22 protein-coding genes, 1 tRNA gene and 1 pseudogene are annotated in these 15,305 nt (G+C 61.8%); 15 read left to right on the top strand and 9 right to left on the bottom strand.

Annotation, left to right across the window (positions count from 1 at the left end):
• Window positions 1–97 precede the first annotated feature (97 nt).
• From IM701_RS07490 to IM701_RS07460, 7 genes are read right to left on the bottom strand one after another with little or no spacing between them, the layout of a single operon-like run.
• Complete coding sequence (locus IM701_RS07490; protein WP_193828255.1) at window positions 98–1,357, bottom strand: AAA family ATPase; 1,260 nt, start codon at window positions 1,355–1,357, stop codon at window positions 98–100.
• Window positions 1,354–2,247 (bottom strand): hypothetical protein, encoded by an 894-nt coding sequence (locus IM701_RS07485; RefSeq protein ID WP_193828254.1) that lies wholly within the window; start codon window positions 2,245–2,247, stop codon window positions 1,354–1,356. The genes IM701_RS07490 and IM701_RS07485 overlap by 4 nt, the downstream gene beginning before the upstream one ends.
• The gene (locus tag IM701_RS07480; RefSeq protein WP_193828253.1) at window positions 2,244–2,429 is read right to left on the bottom strand and encodes a hypothetical protein; all 186 of its coding nucleotides are present in this window, start codon (window positions 2,427–2,429) and stop codon (window positions 2,244–2,246) included. Before IM701_RS07480 ends, IM701_RS07485 begins: the two co-directional genes overlap by 4 nt.
• Window positions 2,429–2,866 (bottom strand): hypothetical protein, encoded by a 438-nt coding sequence (locus tag IM701_RS07475; RefSeq protein ID WP_193828252.1) that lies wholly within the window; start codon window positions 2,864–2,866, stop codon window positions 2,429–2,431. Before IM701_RS07475 ends, IM701_RS07480 begins: the two co-directional genes overlap by 1 nt.
• Complete coding sequence (locus IM701_RS07470) at window positions 2,863–3,051, bottom strand: hypothetical protein (RefSeq protein WP_193828251.1); 189 nt, start codon at window positions 3,049–3,051, stop codon at window positions 2,863–2,865. The genes IM701_RS07475 and IM701_RS07470 overlap by 4 nt, the downstream gene beginning before the upstream one ends.
• Window positions 3,052–3,086: 35 nt before the next feature.
• Window positions 3,087–3,281, bottom strand: coding sequence for a hypothetical protein (locus IM701_RS07465; protein WP_193828250.1), 195 nt, complete (start codon window positions 3,279–3,281; stop codon window positions 3,087–3,089).
• Entirely contained in the window at window positions 3,278–3,979 is a 702-nt protein-coding gene (locus IM701_RS07460; protein WP_193828249.1) for a helix-turn-helix domain-containing protein, read from the bottom strand. Before IM701_RS07460 ends, IM701_RS07465 begins: the two co-directional genes overlap by 4 nt.
• A 46-nt stretch (window positions 3,980–4,025) precedes the next feature.
• Here IM701_RS07460 and IM701_RS07455 point away from each other — a divergent pair, with 46 nt between their 5' ends.
• Window positions 4,026–4,457, top strand: a complete 432-nt coding sequence (locus IM701_RS07455) for a hypothetical protein (protein WP_193828248.1) — start codon at window positions 4,026–4,028, stop codon at window positions 4,455–4,457.
• A gap of 321 nt (window positions 4,458–4,778) precedes the next feature.
• Here IM701_RS07455 and IM701_RS22255 read toward each other — a convergent pair whose 3' ends face one another.
• On the bottom strand, window positions 4,779–5,003 hold the full coding sequence (locus IM701_RS22255; protein WP_370584356.1) for a carph-isopro domain-containing protein: 225 nt from the start codon (window positions 5,001–5,003) through the stop codon (window positions 4,779–4,781).
• On the opposite strand from IM701_RS22255, the gene IM701_RS07450 reads away from it, so the two are divergent.
• The 11 genes and pseudogenes from IM701_RS07450 (at window position 4,956) to IM701_RS07400 (ending at window position 11,875) form a co-directional block, all read left to right on the top strand.
• Window positions 4,956–5,681 carry a LexA family transcriptional regulator gene (locus IM701_RS07450; RefSeq protein WP_230487836.1) on the top strand — a complete coding sequence of 242 codons (726 nt, stop codon included), beginning with the start codon at window positions 4,956–4,958 and terminating at the stop codon, window positions 5,679–5,681. The genes IM701_RS22255 and IM701_RS07450 overlap by 48 nt on opposite strands.
• 330 nt (window positions 5,682–6,011) lie before the next feature.
• Window positions 6,012–6,404, top strand: coding sequence for a hypothetical protein (locus IM701_RS07445; protein WP_193828247.1), 393 nt, complete (start codon window positions 6,012–6,014; stop codon window positions 6,402–6,404).
• Window positions 6,404–6,712, top strand: coding sequence for a hypothetical protein (locus IM701_RS07440; protein WP_193828246.1), 309 nt, complete (start codon window positions 6,404–6,406; stop codon window positions 6,710–6,712). The genes IM701_RS07445 and IM701_RS07440 overlap by 1 nt, the downstream gene beginning before the upstream one ends.
• Window positions 6,709–7,371 carry a hypothetical protein gene (locus IM701_RS07435; RefSeq protein WP_193828245.1) on the top strand — a complete coding sequence of 221 codons (663 nt, stop codon included), beginning with the start codon at window positions 6,709–6,711 and terminating at the stop codon, window positions 7,369–7,371. Before IM701_RS07440 ends, IM701_RS07435 begins: the two co-directional genes overlap by 4 nt.
• Window positions 7,372–7,373: 2 nt before the next feature.
• Window positions 7,374–7,598 carry a hypothetical protein gene (locus IM701_RS07430; RefSeq protein WP_193828244.1) on the top strand — a complete coding sequence of 75 codons (225 nt, stop codon included), beginning with the start codon at window positions 7,374–7,376 and terminating at the stop codon, window positions 7,596–7,598.
• Window positions 7,598–7,834 (top strand): DUF2312 domain-containing protein, encoded by a 237-nt coding sequence (locus IM701_RS07425; RefSeq protein WP_193828243.1) that lies wholly within the window; start codon window positions 7,598–7,600, stop codon window positions 7,832–7,834. Before IM701_RS07430 ends, IM701_RS07425 begins: the two co-directional genes overlap by 1 nt.
• A gap of 48 nt (window positions 7,835–7,882) precedes the next feature.
• Window positions 7,883–8,965: a phage Gp37/Gp68 family protein gene (locus tag IM701_RS07420; protein ID WP_193828242.1), complete on the top strand. Its 1,083-nt coding sequence runs from the start codon at window positions 7,883–7,885 to the stop codon at window positions 8,963–8,965.
• Window position 8,966: 1 nt separating this feature from the next.
• On the top strand, window positions 8,967–10,151 hold the full coding sequence (locus tag IM701_RS07415) for a DNA cytosine methyltransferase (RefSeq protein ID WP_193828241.1): 1,185 nt from the start codon (window positions 8,967–8,969) through the stop codon (window positions 10,149–10,151).
• Window positions 10,148–10,738: an MT-A70 family methyltransferase gene (locus tag IM701_RS07410; RefSeq protein ID WP_193828240.1), complete on the top strand. Its 591-nt coding sequence runs from the start codon at window positions 10,148–10,150 to the stop codon at window positions 10,736–10,738. Before IM701_RS07415 ends, IM701_RS07410 begins: the two co-directional genes overlap by 4 nt.
• Window positions 10,677–10,832, top strand: a pseudogene (locus IM701_RS22250) (hypothetical protein); the annotation flags it as partial. The gene IM701_RS07410 and the pseudogene IM701_RS22250, both read left to right, overlap by 62 nt.
• Window positions 10,833–10,891: 59 nt before the next feature.
• Complete coding sequence (locus tag IM701_RS07400; RefSeq protein ID WP_230487835.1) at window positions 10,892–11,875, top strand: site-specific integrase; 984 nt, start codon at window positions 10,892–10,894, stop codon at window positions 11,873–11,875.
• Between the two features lie 89 nt (window positions 11,876–11,964).
• Here the strand turns inward: IM701_RS07400 and IM701_RS07395 are convergent.
• Window positions 11,965–12,041, bottom strand: a tRNA-Pro gene (locus tag IM701_RS07395).
• Between the two features lie 152 nt (window positions 12,042–12,193).
• Between IM701_RS07395 and thyA the strand changes: the two genes are divergently transcribed.
• From thyA to IM701_RS07380, 3 genes are all read left to right on the top strand, one after another.
• Window positions 12,194–13,138 carry a thymidylate synthase gene (thyA, locus tag IM701_RS07390; RefSeq protein WP_193828237.1) on the top strand — a complete coding sequence of 315 codons (945 nt, stop codon included), beginning with the start codon at window positions 12,194–12,196 and terminating at the stop codon, window positions 13,136–13,138.
• Window positions 13,139–13,284: 146 nt separating this feature from the next.
• The gene (locus IM701_RS07385; RefSeq protein ID WP_193828236.1) at window positions 13,285–14,307 is read left to right on the top strand and encodes a VOC family protein; all 1,023 of its coding nucleotides are present in this window, start codon (window positions 13,285–13,287) and stop codon (window positions 14,305–14,307) included.
• Between the two features lie 161 nt (window positions 14,308–14,468).
• Window positions 14,469–15,227, top strand: a complete 759-nt coding sequence (locus IM701_RS07380; protein ID WP_193828235.1) for an SDR family NAD(P)-dependent oxidoreductase — start codon at window positions 14,469–14,471, stop codon at window positions 15,225–15,227.
• The last annotated feature ends 78 nt before the right edge of the window (window positions 15,228–15,305 follow it).

The following is a 15,305-nucleotide window of genomic DNA, read 5'->3' as shown; positions in this document are numbered from 1 at the left end:
AAAAATCGCGGATTTCCGCCGTTTCGTGTGTGCCAGTGGGGCGCGTCAGACAGACGGCCTGCTTCCCCTGCCACAGTTGCCTCAGTCGTGCCCCAGTTCAGTCCGTGTGCCATGTTCCGACCTCCACGAACTTGCGGACATTGCGCTTTTCGTCAGTGCCCTCGACCTCGCGCAGCATATCGTTCTTGAGCCACTGCTTGAGGATATCCTTCACCCGTCCAGCCTTCTTCTCGACGTCCAGATCGAGAACCTGCGCGATGACGTGGCCAACCCATTGGGCACTGCGAACGTCGGCGCGGTAGCGGCCTTCTGCCACCCGCTTCTGCACTTCCTTGAGGTGCCAGGTGCTGATGCCTTCGAACGGATCGGGCCACTTCCACGGGCAGGCCACACCGACGCTGTCACCATTGGGGAGGTCGACGTTGTTCATGCGGAACCAGTCGGCCGCCTCAGGCGGAGCGAGGTTCGCCTTGTCGTTCTGGGTGCGGAAGTAGAAGCCGAGCATGCGCGGCTCGATGCCGGCGCGTTCACCCTCTTCCTTGGTCATGCGGTTGTAGACTACCACACTGCGGGCGGCACCGATCAGCGAGACGGCACCGCGACTGCTTTCGGCCGTCACTTCGGCGCCGTTGGTCTTGCGGACGTGGTGGACCAGGTTGATGGCGCAGTCGCAGATATCGGCGATGCGGCTCCATTCCTTCGCGACCATATCGATCGCACGGTTATCGTTCTCGCTGATCATGTGGCTGGACACGAACGGATCGATGCTGAGAACATCGATCCTGCGAGCCTTGAGCTGCTCGATCACGGCGTCAACAACAGGACGGATGATGCGGGCGCCGCCGTCGGTCTCCTCAGCGATGCAGATAGGCTGGTCGCGGCCGGAATCGACGAAGAGACGTTCCCCGACGTCTTCAGGCCCGATCTCAAACCATTGCGCAGCGGCGTGGATGCGGCGCTCCGTTTCCTCAGCCGGATCCTCAAGGTTGTAGAGCCAGACGTTAAGTGGGCCTTCATGGCAGTCCTTGCCGAGCAGGTTGCGGCCTGTCGTCATCGCCAGGGCTTCGACGATCTTGACGCTCGACTTGCCGAGGCCGCCGGGGGCGATGTCGAGCGAGAGAAACTTGCGGATCAAGTGCCGGCCGTAGAGCCACTTGCGTGGCGGGATGGTGGCAGGGTCGCGCCATGTGAAAGGGGTCGCCTTCATTTGTGGGCGTGGCTCGTCCTGCGGCTCGTCGTAGGGCGCGAAAGGCGGCAGGGTGCTGCGGCGCTGCGAGAAGGCATCGGCCACCTTTTGCAGGCCGAAGGTCACTGCAACGTCGTTCGCGTCGAAATTTCCGGCGTCTGACACGCTCACGCTGCCCCTCTCTGTGGTCTGCCCAGCGGGTACGCGACATTGGCGCCGATCTCGGCCGCAACGGCCTCGGCTGTCGCGATCCCGGGGTTCTTGTAGATCCCGCGCTGCTCCAGCTCTTTGCGAGCCGTTGCCTCGTCATCGTCGGCGAACACGGTGTAGTTCAGATCGGCCCGACGCTCAGCGAACAGGCGCGCGACTTTGGGCATGTTCGAGGTGTTGAACGTTACAACCACCGGCAGCCCTGTTGCCCGATGTACCGCATCGCCGGTGGCGTAGCCCTCGCAGATCACCGCTTCCTCGGTCTCGGGCGAGAAGCTGCCGACGATTGCGAACAGGCCATCGATGCGACCGCCTTTGAGGAATCGCTTTTCACCACAGGGCCTGATGCGCTGCAGGTTCCAGAGGATGCCGTGCTCGTCGCACATCGGTACCAGGAGTTCGTCGCCGAGTTGGCGCAGTTCGCCGGGCTCAATCTGCTTGCGCGCGACATAGGGATGTTCGACGTTAGCCGATGCCGCGCGCTGCCACAGATCGGCTGCGGCAAGCGCGGCCTGGCGCTGGTTATTGACCTGTTCGGCCTCGCGGCGCTCCTTGGCCTGTTTCCATTCCCGTTGCAGAGCTTCGCGTTCAGCAGGCGACAAGGCAGGGCGATCGTCGGCCGCTTTCCATTTCAGCGTGCCGGTGTTCATCCTGTAGTTGCCGAACGCGCCGGCAGGACGTTGGTCAAGGTACAGGATGGCCCAGCCATTCTGTCGGCCCTTGCCGTCTCCTTCGCAGCGGAATCGGATCAGCGATCCCGACGCAAGCCGCTGGGCAATGGGTTCGATCGGTGCAACACCGTTCGCCTCCATGAAGCCGATGAAGTCGGTGATGGCGTCGTGGATGCTCATGCGTCCTGCAGCCCGTGAAAGATGATCATGTCCTCGACGGTCTCGTCGTCGAGCTGGCCGTGCTCGCGTGCAATCAGAAGACGCGCCTTCATCTCGGCCTTGTCGCCGATCTCGGTCACGATGTGCCGGAGTACGATGCCTTTGAAGAGCGCACCGGCGCTGATGACGGAGGTCTCGCGCATTACGCCGCGATCCTCCCGATGGCAGGCATGCCCTGCTGAACCAGCCACTCGAAGGCCAGTTCAGGTGTGAAGAAGCACGCGACAGGAAAGCCCTGCCGGAACAGCTTGTTGCACTGGTCGATCTGCGCCTGGCTGAGCTCGCCGGCGCGACCCGCAGCGGTGTAGCCCTTCATCTCGACGAAGGCCTGACTTCGGACACCCCAAGTCACGGTGTAGTCGGGGTATCCGGCCACAACACCCATGGCTTTTGCCTTGATATGGTTGTGATTTCCCTCGTTCTTGGAATGCTGGATTGTCGCCTGCGGAGCGAGTTGGTGGACGAGCTTCACCAACGTCTTGCAGCGCGGATCCTCGCCGAGGATGCGGTTGCCGTCGGGCTTCTGCACAAAGAACAGCGGCTCCTCGCGCAGCGAGGATTCGAGTGCGCCCCAGTTCATGCGGCCTCCCGAACGCGGCGTGCTTCCACCGTCTCGGTCAGCTTCGCGAGCAGCTGGTCGAAGTCGTGGGTTCCTCGCCGAGCATGACTCGCCGCGATGCTTTCGAGCATGGCTGGTGTCAGCGTCTGCAACGGTGCCGTCGACGCCTTGGCGAACGCGGCGACAGCATTGTCTCGCTTCGTCACGTTCTCGCGGCTGCGTGGATATCGGGCGCCGGGTTTCACGCCGCCACCTCAAGCGAGGCCCGGACCTCAGCCCAATAGTTCCAGGCCGTGGCCTCGCAGATGCCCATGTCCATCGCTGCGGCGCGAATGGTCTGGCCATTGGCAACACGGTCGGCGAGTTCGTTCAGGCGGATGCGGCGCATAGCCGTCTGGCGCGCGCGAGCGCGCTCACATGCTTCGGCGCGGGTCATGCGGCCACCTCGTCCGCATCACTGACGAAAAAGGCCGCCACTTTGCGCATGTTGTCCGTGGCCTTCACGTCCCAGATTCGCAGGGCATACATGACCGATGTGTGGTCGCAGCCCAGGCGGCGACCGATCTGCGTGAGGGACTGACCGCGCTTGTGCAGGACATAAAATACGACATGCCGAGCACGAACGACGGCTTTAACTCGGGAGTTACCCACAACGTCGGCAACGACCACACCCATCGCCCGACAAACTTGATACACCGTCTCAGTCAGGAAGTGCGAACGCTGCGGTTCAGGGTCATCATTTGCCGGCTCAGCCTCGACAGCCTGCTCGACGACGGCGATGTCCTGATTTCGTTTGCGGTCGATTCGCTCCTGTACTTCCTTTGCATGCCGCGTCGGCAAAGGGCGATAATCGAGAGCATCGATGTCCTTTGGCGCAAGGCGGTCGCTCTCTTCGCGATAGCGCTGACGTTCGCCTTGAGCCTCATTAATAAGTTCTCGGCATTGCTCGATCGTCGGTGCACGGCCCCACTGGTACATGGTTCCAGCACGCACTTTGGACGGGTCGCGCATGTAGCGAGCAAGCTGCCGCGCGTAGTTGTGCGGTCCGATGCCGAGTTGCGCAGGGTTGATGCCGGAATGCGGATTGTGCAGCAGTTCGTTGCAGCACCGCACGACTTCTCCGCCGCGCTTCACGCCACCCCCGAATAACATCAGCCTCAGCGCACACGGCGTTCAAGCGATGGAGCAGCGGACGCATTACGCGCGCCAGCTCCAGCGTCTCACGATGGCAGCGTTGGCCATCCGAAAGAGCTTCGACCCACTTGCCTACGAGGTGGGACAGGTCTGCAACCGTCTCCATGTCGTTGGCTGCGGTGGCTTGCTTTGGCCGGATTTCGAGACCGTAAAGGTCGGCCACCTCGTCAAGTGCGGTCGGATCGACAGCGAGCGAATTGAACGCAGTGTGCAACTCCGGCGTGTTTTCGCCAGAAAGTGCGCGGCCGACCGTCTTCTCGTTGACGTCGATCTTGTCGGCAAACTTGCCCTTGCCGTGAATGGCAATGACACGCGCCCAGCCTGCCACCAGTCGGGCAGATACGTCCGTTTTGGAATGAACGGCAGGACGGACTTGTTTATCAGTCACTTGCTACCTCACCATTATGAAAGGAGTTGATCAGAACCGGGGCAGCGGCCGCGCAATTCGCGGCGTCAGGCGTGGCAGAACCCTCGGCCTTGCGCAGGGCTGCCCCGGCGATCTCGTTGCCATCCTTGAGCGCGCCAAAATGCGAACCGGCTGCCCCGCACGCGCTTGCAAACCTTCGGGCAGGATGACCTTCGTTCCCGTCGAGATTGCCGGGAATTGGAAAGGGCGGGACCGGTGTTGGGATAAGGGCGCTGTTCACCGCGCACCTCGGATGAAGCGGCCAATGAGGGGCGAGAGGATCGCTGAGGCGCAGAGCCAGATCGAAGCGATGATGAGCGCGCCCTGCATTGGTCAGGCTGCCTGCTTGGGGGAAAGCTCGCTCAGATCATCGGGCAGCGGCGTGCCGGCAGCCTGGGCGGCAAGTCGCAAGTGCGCCATGCGAGAGGCCGGGATTCCTATCCTCCGCCAGCTATGTACGGTGGAAAGAGGGGCCTCCAATAGCCGCGCAACGGCAGTCGAGCCCCCCAGATGATCTATGACGGCATTCGCGTCGCGGTTGAGGCTGGGGCTTGTCATGCGAGCAATATGCTAAAATCGCAGATAATGAGCAAGCAAAAAGTCTGCGAATTTAGCAGTTGCCAGAATCAGGCCAGCATTCACCAAGGGAGAATGACGCCGGAACAGATCAGAGCTGAGCTTCACGCCCGGAATATGTCGATCCGCGACCTCGCCGAGGCGACCGGGATCAACGAAAACTATCTGGCAAAATCGCTTGGGAAGGCTGGGCGCCGAATCCAGGTCGCGGAGATGGATGCAATTCGTGCGGTTCTCGTCGATGATCGGCCGCAGCCGCAAATTCCCACTGTTCCCCTATTGGGGAAAGTGCCGGCAGGGGCCTTCAAGGCAGCCGAGCAGTTGGGTGGTCGATGGATCGCCGCGCCCGACCCTGACCTTCCGACGAACGCGTATGCGCTTCGTGTTGATGGGGATTCAATGGATCTTCTCGTCCCGTCCGGGACCATCATCATTATCGACCCAGACGACAAAAACCTGTGGCCAGGGCGGCGTTACGTCATTCAGAACAGCGATGGCGAGACGACCTTTAAGGAATTTCAGGCCGATCCCGCCCGCCTGGTGCCGCTGTCCAGTAATCCCGAGCACAAGGAAATTGCACTCGGGATCGAACCGGTGGTCATCGCGGGGCGCGTGATAAGCTACAGCCTGCGCGATGCGGATTTGCAGCGGCGAGCTTGATAAACTCGTTTTCGTGCATCCATTCGATTTCAGCGGGCACTGAGAGATAAAAAGCGCCCCACTCGTCGTATTCTCCGAAACCAGCTTCAATTGCATCCTGTCGGGCGCGGCGCTTTGTTGCGCGCCAAGGTCCGAGCTCGCGGTCCAGGACCTTTGCTCGATAGTATAGCGCCACGATGTCCTCCTCGAATCCTTCAGAACGGAACATACTAAGAACACAGATTGCTCGCTAACGTCAATCTGCGAAAATCGCATTTTAGACGTTGACATCTAGTCTGCGAAAGTCGCATAACATCTCCAACAGCCCACCCCGGCTGAAGGAGATCCGAGATGTGGAACACCACCCCTCAAGCGCAAGCCATCCTCGCAGGCATCAACCCCGCCGCCCTGCGCATCGTGCGCCGCACCCCGCCGATCGGCCCGGCCTATTTTGCGTGGGGGACGGACAACGCCATTGGTGAGCGCCTGCAGGCCCTGCGTGAGGCCTATGTCGCCGAACTGACCGGAACGACCTTTGCCGACACGCCTGACCGTGGTGCTTGGCTTGAGGCCTACGAGAAGACTGGCAGCGTCGAAGAGGCACTGAGCGCCCGCTTCGGCGATCCCGACGGCTTGGCCGCAGCATGGGGCTACTTCGGCCGCAGCGACAACGATGCCGTGCATCGCATGAACGAGGCTTGGCAGGCTGAATGCGCCGGGCGCCCGGTGCGGGAGGCTGCGTGATGGCTCGTCCCGCAATCACCGGTCCGCGCCTCGACCGCGAAACCCGCGCCGAACGCCTCGCCTACGTCACCGCTCACATCCTTCTCGCGCTCTTCGATGCGGGAGCGACGGGCAGGGACATGGTGCAGTGGACAAAGGAACCGCGCCTTCTGCCGACATGCCCGCTGGGCAAGTTCCGCGGCGTGCCCTGGTCAGAAGTCGAAGCTGGTTTCCTCGGATGGATGCTGCGTCAGCCGACGATGGAAGAAGACCTCAAGTGGAATGCGCAGCGCGAGATCACGCGCCGCCAGAAAGGAGCAGGACTGTGAGTGAAGCAATCGACATGTCCCGGTTCGTCGAGGCCAAGAGCGACCAGCTCAATGCCGACGACCTGATCGGTGCCCCGCGCACCATCACCGTTCGCAAGGTGACCGGTAACGACGGCGATCAGCCGGTTTCGATCTTCTACGAGGGCGACAACAACAAGCCGTTCAAGCCCTGCAAGACCATGCGCCGCGTCCTGCTTGGTGTCTGGGGCCGCAACGCCGCCGATTACGTCGGTCGGTCGATGACGCTGTACCGCGACGATGCTGTCACTTTCGGTGGCCTCAACGTCGGCGGCATCCGCATCAGCCACATGAGCCACATCGACAAGAAGATGGTCGTGGTGGTCATGAAGACCAAGGGCAAGAAAGCGGGTATCGAGATCAATCCGCTGGTTGCCGAGGTGCGGCAGATGCCCGCTGCAAATGCGCAGATGGCAGACTGGACCGACAAGTTCATCGCTAAGGTTGCCGAAGCGCCGGATGCCGATGCGCTCAACAGCTACGTCGCCAGCCAGATCAAGTGGCTCGACAAGCTTCCCACCGATCTGCGCACCAAGGCCGACGACGCCGTCTCCGAGCGCCTGGCAATTTTCCACCCGCAGGAAGGTCGGCCCGACGAAGCGATGGGTGAGGGCTTCAGCGACGATCAGGGAGGGTTCTGACCATGGAACAGAACATCGCATTCGCACTGTCGCTCGTGACGATGATGGCGGCGCTATCGGCTTACGTGCGCAGCCGTCGCGATCTTCGCGACGCCGAGCAGCGCCTCAACGCCCTCCGCTCGAACTGCTCGATCCGCAACGAGCGCGGGCAGATGCTCCGCTATGTCAACGCCTCTCCGGAAGTGCGGGCGCGGGCTGAAAGCACCATCACCGAAAGGACTGCATAATGGCCGAAACCGCCGACGACCGCCTGCGCCTGCTCATCGAGCGCATCGAACGCCTCGAAGAGGAAAAGAAGGGCATCAGCGACGACATCAAGGATGTCTACAACGAAGCGAAGGCCACCGGCTACGACGCCAAGGTGATGCGCATCATCGTCCGGCTCCGGAAGATGAAGCCCGACGACCGCCGCGAACAGGAATGCGTCGTCGAGACCTACAAGAACGCGCTCGGCATCGACTGACTTTCCACCAAGGGAGCGGGGCGCGCCTAACAAGCCGCCCCGTGCATTATGGCCGACAACACAAAGATCGAATGGGCCGACGCCACCGTCAACGCCATCAACGGCTGCAGCGTCACCAGCCCCGGCTGCACGAACTGCTATGCCATGAAGCTGGCAGGCACGCGGATGAAGACGCACCCGACGCGGGCAGGCCTGACGATCGAGAGCAAGACAGGGCCCGTCTGGAACGGCGAGGTCCGCCTGCACGAACCCGCCCTACTGCAGCCATTGTCTTGGTCAAAGCCGCGCCGCATCTTCTGGAACGCCCACGGCGATACCTTCCACGATGCCGTGCCCGACGAGTGGATCGATCGCATCTTCGCCGTCGCCGCGCTCACCCCGCAGCACACCCACATGATCCTGACCAAGCGCAGCAAGCGCATGCGGGAGTACATGTCGGCGTGCGAAGTGCGAGTTGCCCAGCTGACGCTTGAGCTTGCATGCGCTACCGGCAAATCCCTCGATGACCCTCGAAGGCATCCTGCCTTTCGAATGGTTGGCGAGTGGGGCGCTTCGATCATGGACGCGCCTACGATTGGTGGCTTCGAACAATGGCCCGTCCCCAACGTCTGGCTTGGCGTCAGCGTCGAGGACCAGACCCGCGCCGACGAGCGCATCCCCGATCTGCTCGCCACCCCCGCCGCCGTCCGCTTCCTCTCCTGCGAACCGCTCCTCGGGCCGGTTGATCTCATGCACGTCGATATCGGCGCGTACATGAACGGCCTGACCGGTCGCGCGGCCCACGAATACGATCCGGTTTGCCGGTGGCCACTGATCAAGCCGTTTTACCACATGCAGTCAGGCCTCACCTCTCCGGGCATCGACTGGGTAATCGCAGGCGGCGAAAGCGGCCCCGGTGCCCGCCCGATGCACCCCGACTGGGCCCGCTCCCTGCGCGACCAATGCGCCGCCGCCGGCGTCCCCTTCCATTTCAAGCAGTGGGGTGAGTGGGCGCCCCGCGACATATTCGATGACGTTGCGGGTCTGACCACGCAAATCGTTCGGGTCGGAAAGAAGCGCGCCGGCCGCCTTCTCGACGGTGTTGAGCACAACGGATTCCCCGGTCAGGTCGAAGGGGAAGGGCGGAAGTGACATGGCTCTACGTACCCGGAATATCCTCAGCCTCTGCGCAGGTGTCGGAGGGCTTGAACTCGGCATCAGCCTCGCTCTCCGACTGCGCGGCGAACAATCTCGCGGCATCCTGTACGTGGAGAGGGAAGCTGCAGCAGCCGCAAGCCTGGTCGCGTCGATGGAAGCAGGGTGGCTACATCCGGCGCCTGTCTGGAGTGACCTGCTCACCTTCGACGCTCGACCGTGGCGTGGACTTGTTCATATCCTCGCTTCGGGAGATCCCTGCCAAGACAACTCCGTCGCCGGAAAGCGAGAGGGAGAGGACGGAGAGCGCTTCCTCGCTCCCGAAGTCGTCCGCATCGCCAAGGAGTGCCGGCCTGATCTTATCTTCCGAGAGAACGTCCCGGGGAACGCGGACGGACAGCTTGCAGCCATCGCGCCGCCACTGGAAGGACTGGGCTACCGCCTTGCGGCAGGAATATTCAGTTCGGCCGAAACCGGAAATACCATGCGCCGCGAGCGACTGTTCATCATGGCGTCGCCAATGGCGGGCTCTGCTGGGACGGAAGAATACAACGCAGCAGGGAACTCGGACTTCTCACGCAAGGCGATGGAGCAAGCGGAGGCGCTTCTGCGCTGGGCCGCCCCGACAGCATCGGACACGAATGGTCCGGGGGCTCATGGGGACGGCGGGACGGATCTGCGAACGCAGGTTTCGCAGTGGGAAGCCCCGAGCGTAGCGGTGACGGACGGATCTCGGATGACACGGGGCGGGGATCGATCGAACGAACTGCTCCTGACGGGGCAGGCAATGGAAGCCTCGAAACTTTGGGCTGGCCCGGCAGCGCAGAACCACAAGGGCAGCAGCGAGGGCAGCATCACACGGCAGGATGGCAAGTCAAGGGAGGACATTCTCTCCTATCAAGCCGAGCAATTCTTCCGCCCGCCGTCATCCCCGGACCGACCGATAGCCGGTGGATCAATGTCGTCGACCGATTCCCCGAACTCCAACCAGCACTCAGCCAAGAGGAAGCTGAATCCCATCTTCGTAGAGGCATTGATGCGCTGGCCCACCGGACTGAGCGGCTTCGAGCGACAGGCAACGGCGTGGACCCGGTGGCAGCAGCTTATGCCTTCCTTTCTCTTGATGCTTTGCTCTCAGCAGCAAGAGCAAAAGCAGCCTGATCTGTTCGGAGGAATGCTGTGACCACCTGGCCCTTCGGCGGCCTGCTGCCGCTCTCCTATGATGTCCTGCTGGTCGATCCGCCAACGCGATTCGAAACATGGTCTGCAGCCGGTGAAGGTAAGAGCCCTCAGGCCCACTACGAAACAATGGCGTGGGATGAACTTGCCGCAATGCCGGTGGGAGAACTTGCCCGCGGCGATGCCTTCCTCGTGCTCTGGGCCTGCTGGCCGACCATCCGGGAATCGATCAAGCTGATGGGCGACTGGGGCTTTGAGTACGTCACCGGTGGCGCCTGGCACAAGCGCACCAAGAACGGGAAGACTGCCTTCGGTGGGGGCTACGTCCTGCGCAGCGCCTGCGAGCCCATCCTAATCGGCAAGATCGGCGCGCCCAAGACCGCCACCAATGTCCGCAACATCCTCGACGCCGAGGCCCGCGGTCATTCCCGCAAGCCCGACTGCCAGTACGAGTTCTGTGAACGTCTCGCTCCCCATGCTGTGAGGTTCGCCGAACTCTTCGCTCGCCAGCGCTGGAGCGGAAAATGGGATGCTTGGGGCAAAGAGGTCGACAAATTCGAAGTGGAGGCAGCAGATGGCATCGCAGCCTGAAACCGAAGCACGGCCCTTTTCGGTGCCGCAATTGGCCGAGCGCTGGGGATGCAGCGAGGGCCTGATCCGGAAGATGATCCGCGATGGGCGCTTGCAATGCTTTCGCCCAGGTGCGCTGATCCGAATCAGTGCAACCGAAGTGGAGAGATACGAATGCCAAGTCAGCCAGCAGAATTCACCGTCCAGCGTTTCCGAGAGGGTTTCGCGATCGTCTGGAGAGAAGACGGCAAGCGCCGCCGTCGACAACTCGCATCGGTCGATCGGAAGAGCGCCGAGGCGGAAGCGCGAATCCTCTGGGAAGGGGCAGACAGTTCTCCGTGGACCGTGGGGCGGTGCATGACCTCGTACCTCGCCACGATCACGGAGAAGCCGTCTTACGCGCGCCGGCAGGATGCGTGGAAGGCTATGCGCCTGTTCTGGGAGAACGTGGACCCGGCGCTGATCGATGAGCCTATGTGCCGGAAGTACCGCGCGAGCAGGAAGGTCGGCGAAGCGACCGCGCGCTACGAACTGATGCAGCTTTCGACTGCTCTGGGCTGGGCCGCAGGGAAGGGTCATCTCTCGGCACGGCCGAAGATCTGGCTACCCACGCCGCCCGAGCGGAAGATGCGTCACCTCTCGCGCGCCGAGTTCAACCGCTTCTACGCCGCGGTGAAGGCCGATCACGCGAAACTCTACGTCATGCTGGGCATGGGCACCATGGCACGGCCGACCGCGATCTTGGAACTCTCTTGGGATCGCATCGACTTCGCCCGGCGCCGAATCGACTTCACGCCACCTGAGCATCGCAGGACCAACAAGCGCCGCACCATCGTTCCGATGAGCGATGAACTGCTTGTTGAACTGCAAAAGGGCTTTGCTGCGCGGACCTGCGAGTACGTGATCGAGCACGGCGGAGAACGCATCAAGTGCATCAAGAAAGCGTTCCAGGCGGCCAGCGAAAGGAGCGGTGTCCATGTGACGCCTTACACGCTTCGGCACACGGGCGCTGTCTGGGCTGCAGAAGCAGGCGTTCCGATGTCAGAACTGGCGCAATTCATGGGCCATGACGACGATCGAACGACCCAAAAGCACTACGCTCGCTTCAGCCCCGACTACCTGATGGGCGTTGCCAACGCTTTCAAGATCCGGGCCTGAGGTTCAATAAGAGGCTTCGGCCCCTGTCTATTTCGAGGCCCCCGAGGGGGAATTTGGAGCAGAAAATGGCGGAAATGCTAGGATTTAAATGGTCGGGGAAAGAGGATTCGAACCTCCGGCCCCTGCCTCCCGAAGACAGTGCTCTACCAGGCTGAGCTATTCCCCGACCGATCCGCCAACCGGTGACCCGGCTGCGAGGCAGGGGCGCCCTATACGAAGCAGTTCCAACGCTGGCAAGCGGGTAACGCCAAGTTTTTTCGCCGGGAAATTTCGGCGGCGATTTTGCTCGAGCCCGCCCGCGCAGCTAGAAGCGTAGCCATGCCTGAACGCGCCGATTCCGCCCGCCATTACGAACAGCAGTATCTCGATCTCATGCGCGAGATCTGGGAGCGCGGAGACGAGCGGGTGGATCGTACCGGCGTTGGCACACGATCGGTCTTCGGCGCGCAATTGCGCTTCGACCTTTCCGACGGGCGCATGCCCTTGCTTACGACCAAGCGGGTGTACTGGAAAACAGCGACCCGCGAGTTTCTGTGGTTCCTGACTGGCGATACCAATATCCGCAAACTGTGCGCTCAGGGTGTCGAGATATGGACGGACTGGCCGCTGGACAAATACCGCAAGGCTTCCGGCGATGACATTTCCCGCGCCGATTTTTCGGCGCGCGTGGTGGAAGATGAAGCGTTCGCCCGTGAATGGGGCGATCTCGGTCCGGTCTATGGCAAGCAATGGGTAGACTGGCCGGTCTATGAACCGGCAGGCGATGACCTGTTTCGCCGGCGGGAGCATGGGGTGAACCAGGTTGCCGACGTGGTCCGCTCGCTGAGGACCAATCCCGGCAGCCGTCGCCATATCGTCGAGGGCTGGAACGTGGCCGAGCTTGACGCGATGGCGCTGCCTCCCTGCCACAAGACCTACCAGTTCCACGTCAGCGGGAACCGGCTGAATGGTCTGCTCTACCAGCGCAGCTGCGACGTGGCGCTGGGCCTGCCATTCAATCTGTGGGGTGCGGCCCTGTTCATCCGCTTGCTGGCGCAGCAGTGTGATCTCGAACCAGGAGAACTGGTTTGGATGGGGGGCGACACGCATCTCTATCTCAACCACGCCGAACTGGTTGAAACCCAGCTCGCCAGAAAGCCTTCAGGAGATCCTCGGCTTTCGATCCTGCGCCGGCCGGACTCAATCTTCGATTACAGGATCGAGGATTTTCAAGTGACCGGTTATGCGCCGCAGGGCGTGATCAAGGCCGACGTTGCGGTCTGAACCGGCAAAGGGCGTGGACTTACTGTTCGGCATCCATGAAATTGATGCACTGTCCTTCAAACAATTCATGATCCGGATTTGATCTGGCGCAAGACGATTGGATGAGAACGCCGCCATTCCCTTGCAAGCAAGGCAGGAGAATTGGCGTGGCGATCATTGGCATCAGGCGGTTGACATGGATGGTAGAGGAGGTTGAACCTTGCGTTCGCTTCTTCCGCGATTTTGGGCTGACGTTGATCGAGCAGAACGATGGCTCGGCGCTTTTCGAAGCGGCCGACGGTTCTCAGTCATTGTTCTTGAAGCGCGGTCATCCCGATCTGCCCAAGGGTTCGGCGCAGACGACGAAGGGCGTCCATGAATGCGTTTGGGCGGTGGACAACGCGGAAGGGCTGGAACGCCTCAAGGCTCGCCTCGAGCGCGTCGTTGACCTGGCCACTGATGCTGAGGGCGCGGTCCATTTCGTCACGCCGTTCGGGCAGGCGATTGGGCTGCAACTGTGGCAGCCGCGTGCTGTCTTTGGCGCGCCAACCCCGCAGAATACGGTGGGCCGGATTGCCCGCCTCAACCAGCCGCGCAAATGGATTGATCGGGCGGTGCCAAAGCGCACGCACCACTGCGTCTGGACGTTTCCGGACGTGCAGGAGGCGGTGGCTTTCTATCAGGACATCCTCGGCTTCCGCATCACCGACATGCAGAAGGGCTTTGGCGTCTACATGCGGGCGGATGGCTGCTACGAACATCACAACGTGTTCCTGGCCGATGCGCACGCGCCAATGCCGGGCTTCAACGGGACGCTGAAGTTTCACCACGCCAATTGGGAAGTCGAGGATATCGACGAGCTGATGGTGGCCAAGAACTACCTCGACAGGCGCGGCTACACTTACGGTGACTGGAACTGGGGTTTCGGGCGGCACAGGCTGACCTCGGCCGCGTTCCTTTACGTGCCGTGTCCGGCGGGTGGCGAGGCAGAATACGGTGCAGATTGTGATTGCGTTGATGACAGCTGGAAGCCGCGCATCTGGGACGGCGCTTTCGGAACAGCAATATACATGACCAACCTGCCGGACTTCATGAAAGGCGAACCCAATTGGGACGTGCGATATGCCGGGCCTGACGAGTTGCGATATCACCCGGCCGAAATGGCACGTCTCTTGGACGCGGCCGAATAACCATGCATGGCATTGATTGGGGGGCATCCATGGATTGCCTTTGTCCTGCAACGGTCCATCTCTTATGCGCCCTTACGGTGCAAGCATATGGGAGAGGGTGTTACCGACATGGACGTGACGTTATCCGTGCTGGCTGACCAAGGCAGTCCTGTCGCTCGCGCATGAGTGGTCTGTTCGATCTTTCGGGCAAAGCGGCCATCGTTACCGGCTCGACGCGTGGGATTGGTCGCGCGATTGCAGAGGCGCTTATCGCAGCCGGCGCAAGAGTGATGATCTCGAGCGAGGACCCGGCCGATACTGCGCGCGTGGCCGCGGAGCTGGGTATGCCGGGTTGCCCCTGCGACGTGAGCGATGACGCAGCGCTGGCCCACCTAGTGGCTAAAAGCCTCGAGGTTTTCGGGCGGATCGACCATCTGGTTTGCAATGCCGGAATCACCGGTAATCCGGGTTCGTTCGCGCAGATCGACATGGACGATTATGCTCGTGTCATGGCAATCAATCTGCGGAGCCAGGTCGTGCTGTGCAATCTTGCCCTTCCGCATATCGCGGCGAGCGGCGGCGGTGCGGCCTTGCTGATGGCCAGTCTCTCGGCTCTGCGAGGCAACCTTAGGATCAATGCCTACGCTCTTGCGAAGGCGGGCGTAGCGCAACTGGCACGCAATCTCGCTGTGGAGTGGGGACCTAGCGGGGTGCGGGTCAATGCCATCTCTCCCGGGTTCATCGCCACGGAACTTTCGCAGCCGTTGCTTGACGATGCCGCTTTCATGGCGCGTCGCATGGCGATGACACCATTGCGTCGTCCTGGAACGCCGGATGAAGTGGCGGGCGCCGCGGTGTTCCTCGCTGCGCCGGCTGGCGCGTTTGTCACCGGCCACAATCTCGTGATCGATGGCGGAACTCTGATCACTGACGGCAGCTGACCGGAGCATCGGGCTCCTGTTGGAACAAGAGGCGCTTCGGCGCTTTGTGATCCTCGGACGATATATTAGCCTTGCTAG

Origin of the sequence: Novosphingobium sp. ES2-1 (assembly GCF_015169775.1) — a bacterium.
In the GTDB taxonomy this organism is placed as follows: domain Bacteria; phylum Pseudomonadota; class Alphaproteobacteria; order Sphingomonadales; family Sphingomonadaceae; genus Novosphingobium; species Novosphingobium subterraneum.
This window is presented reverse-complemented; position numbering and strand designations above follow the sequence as displayed.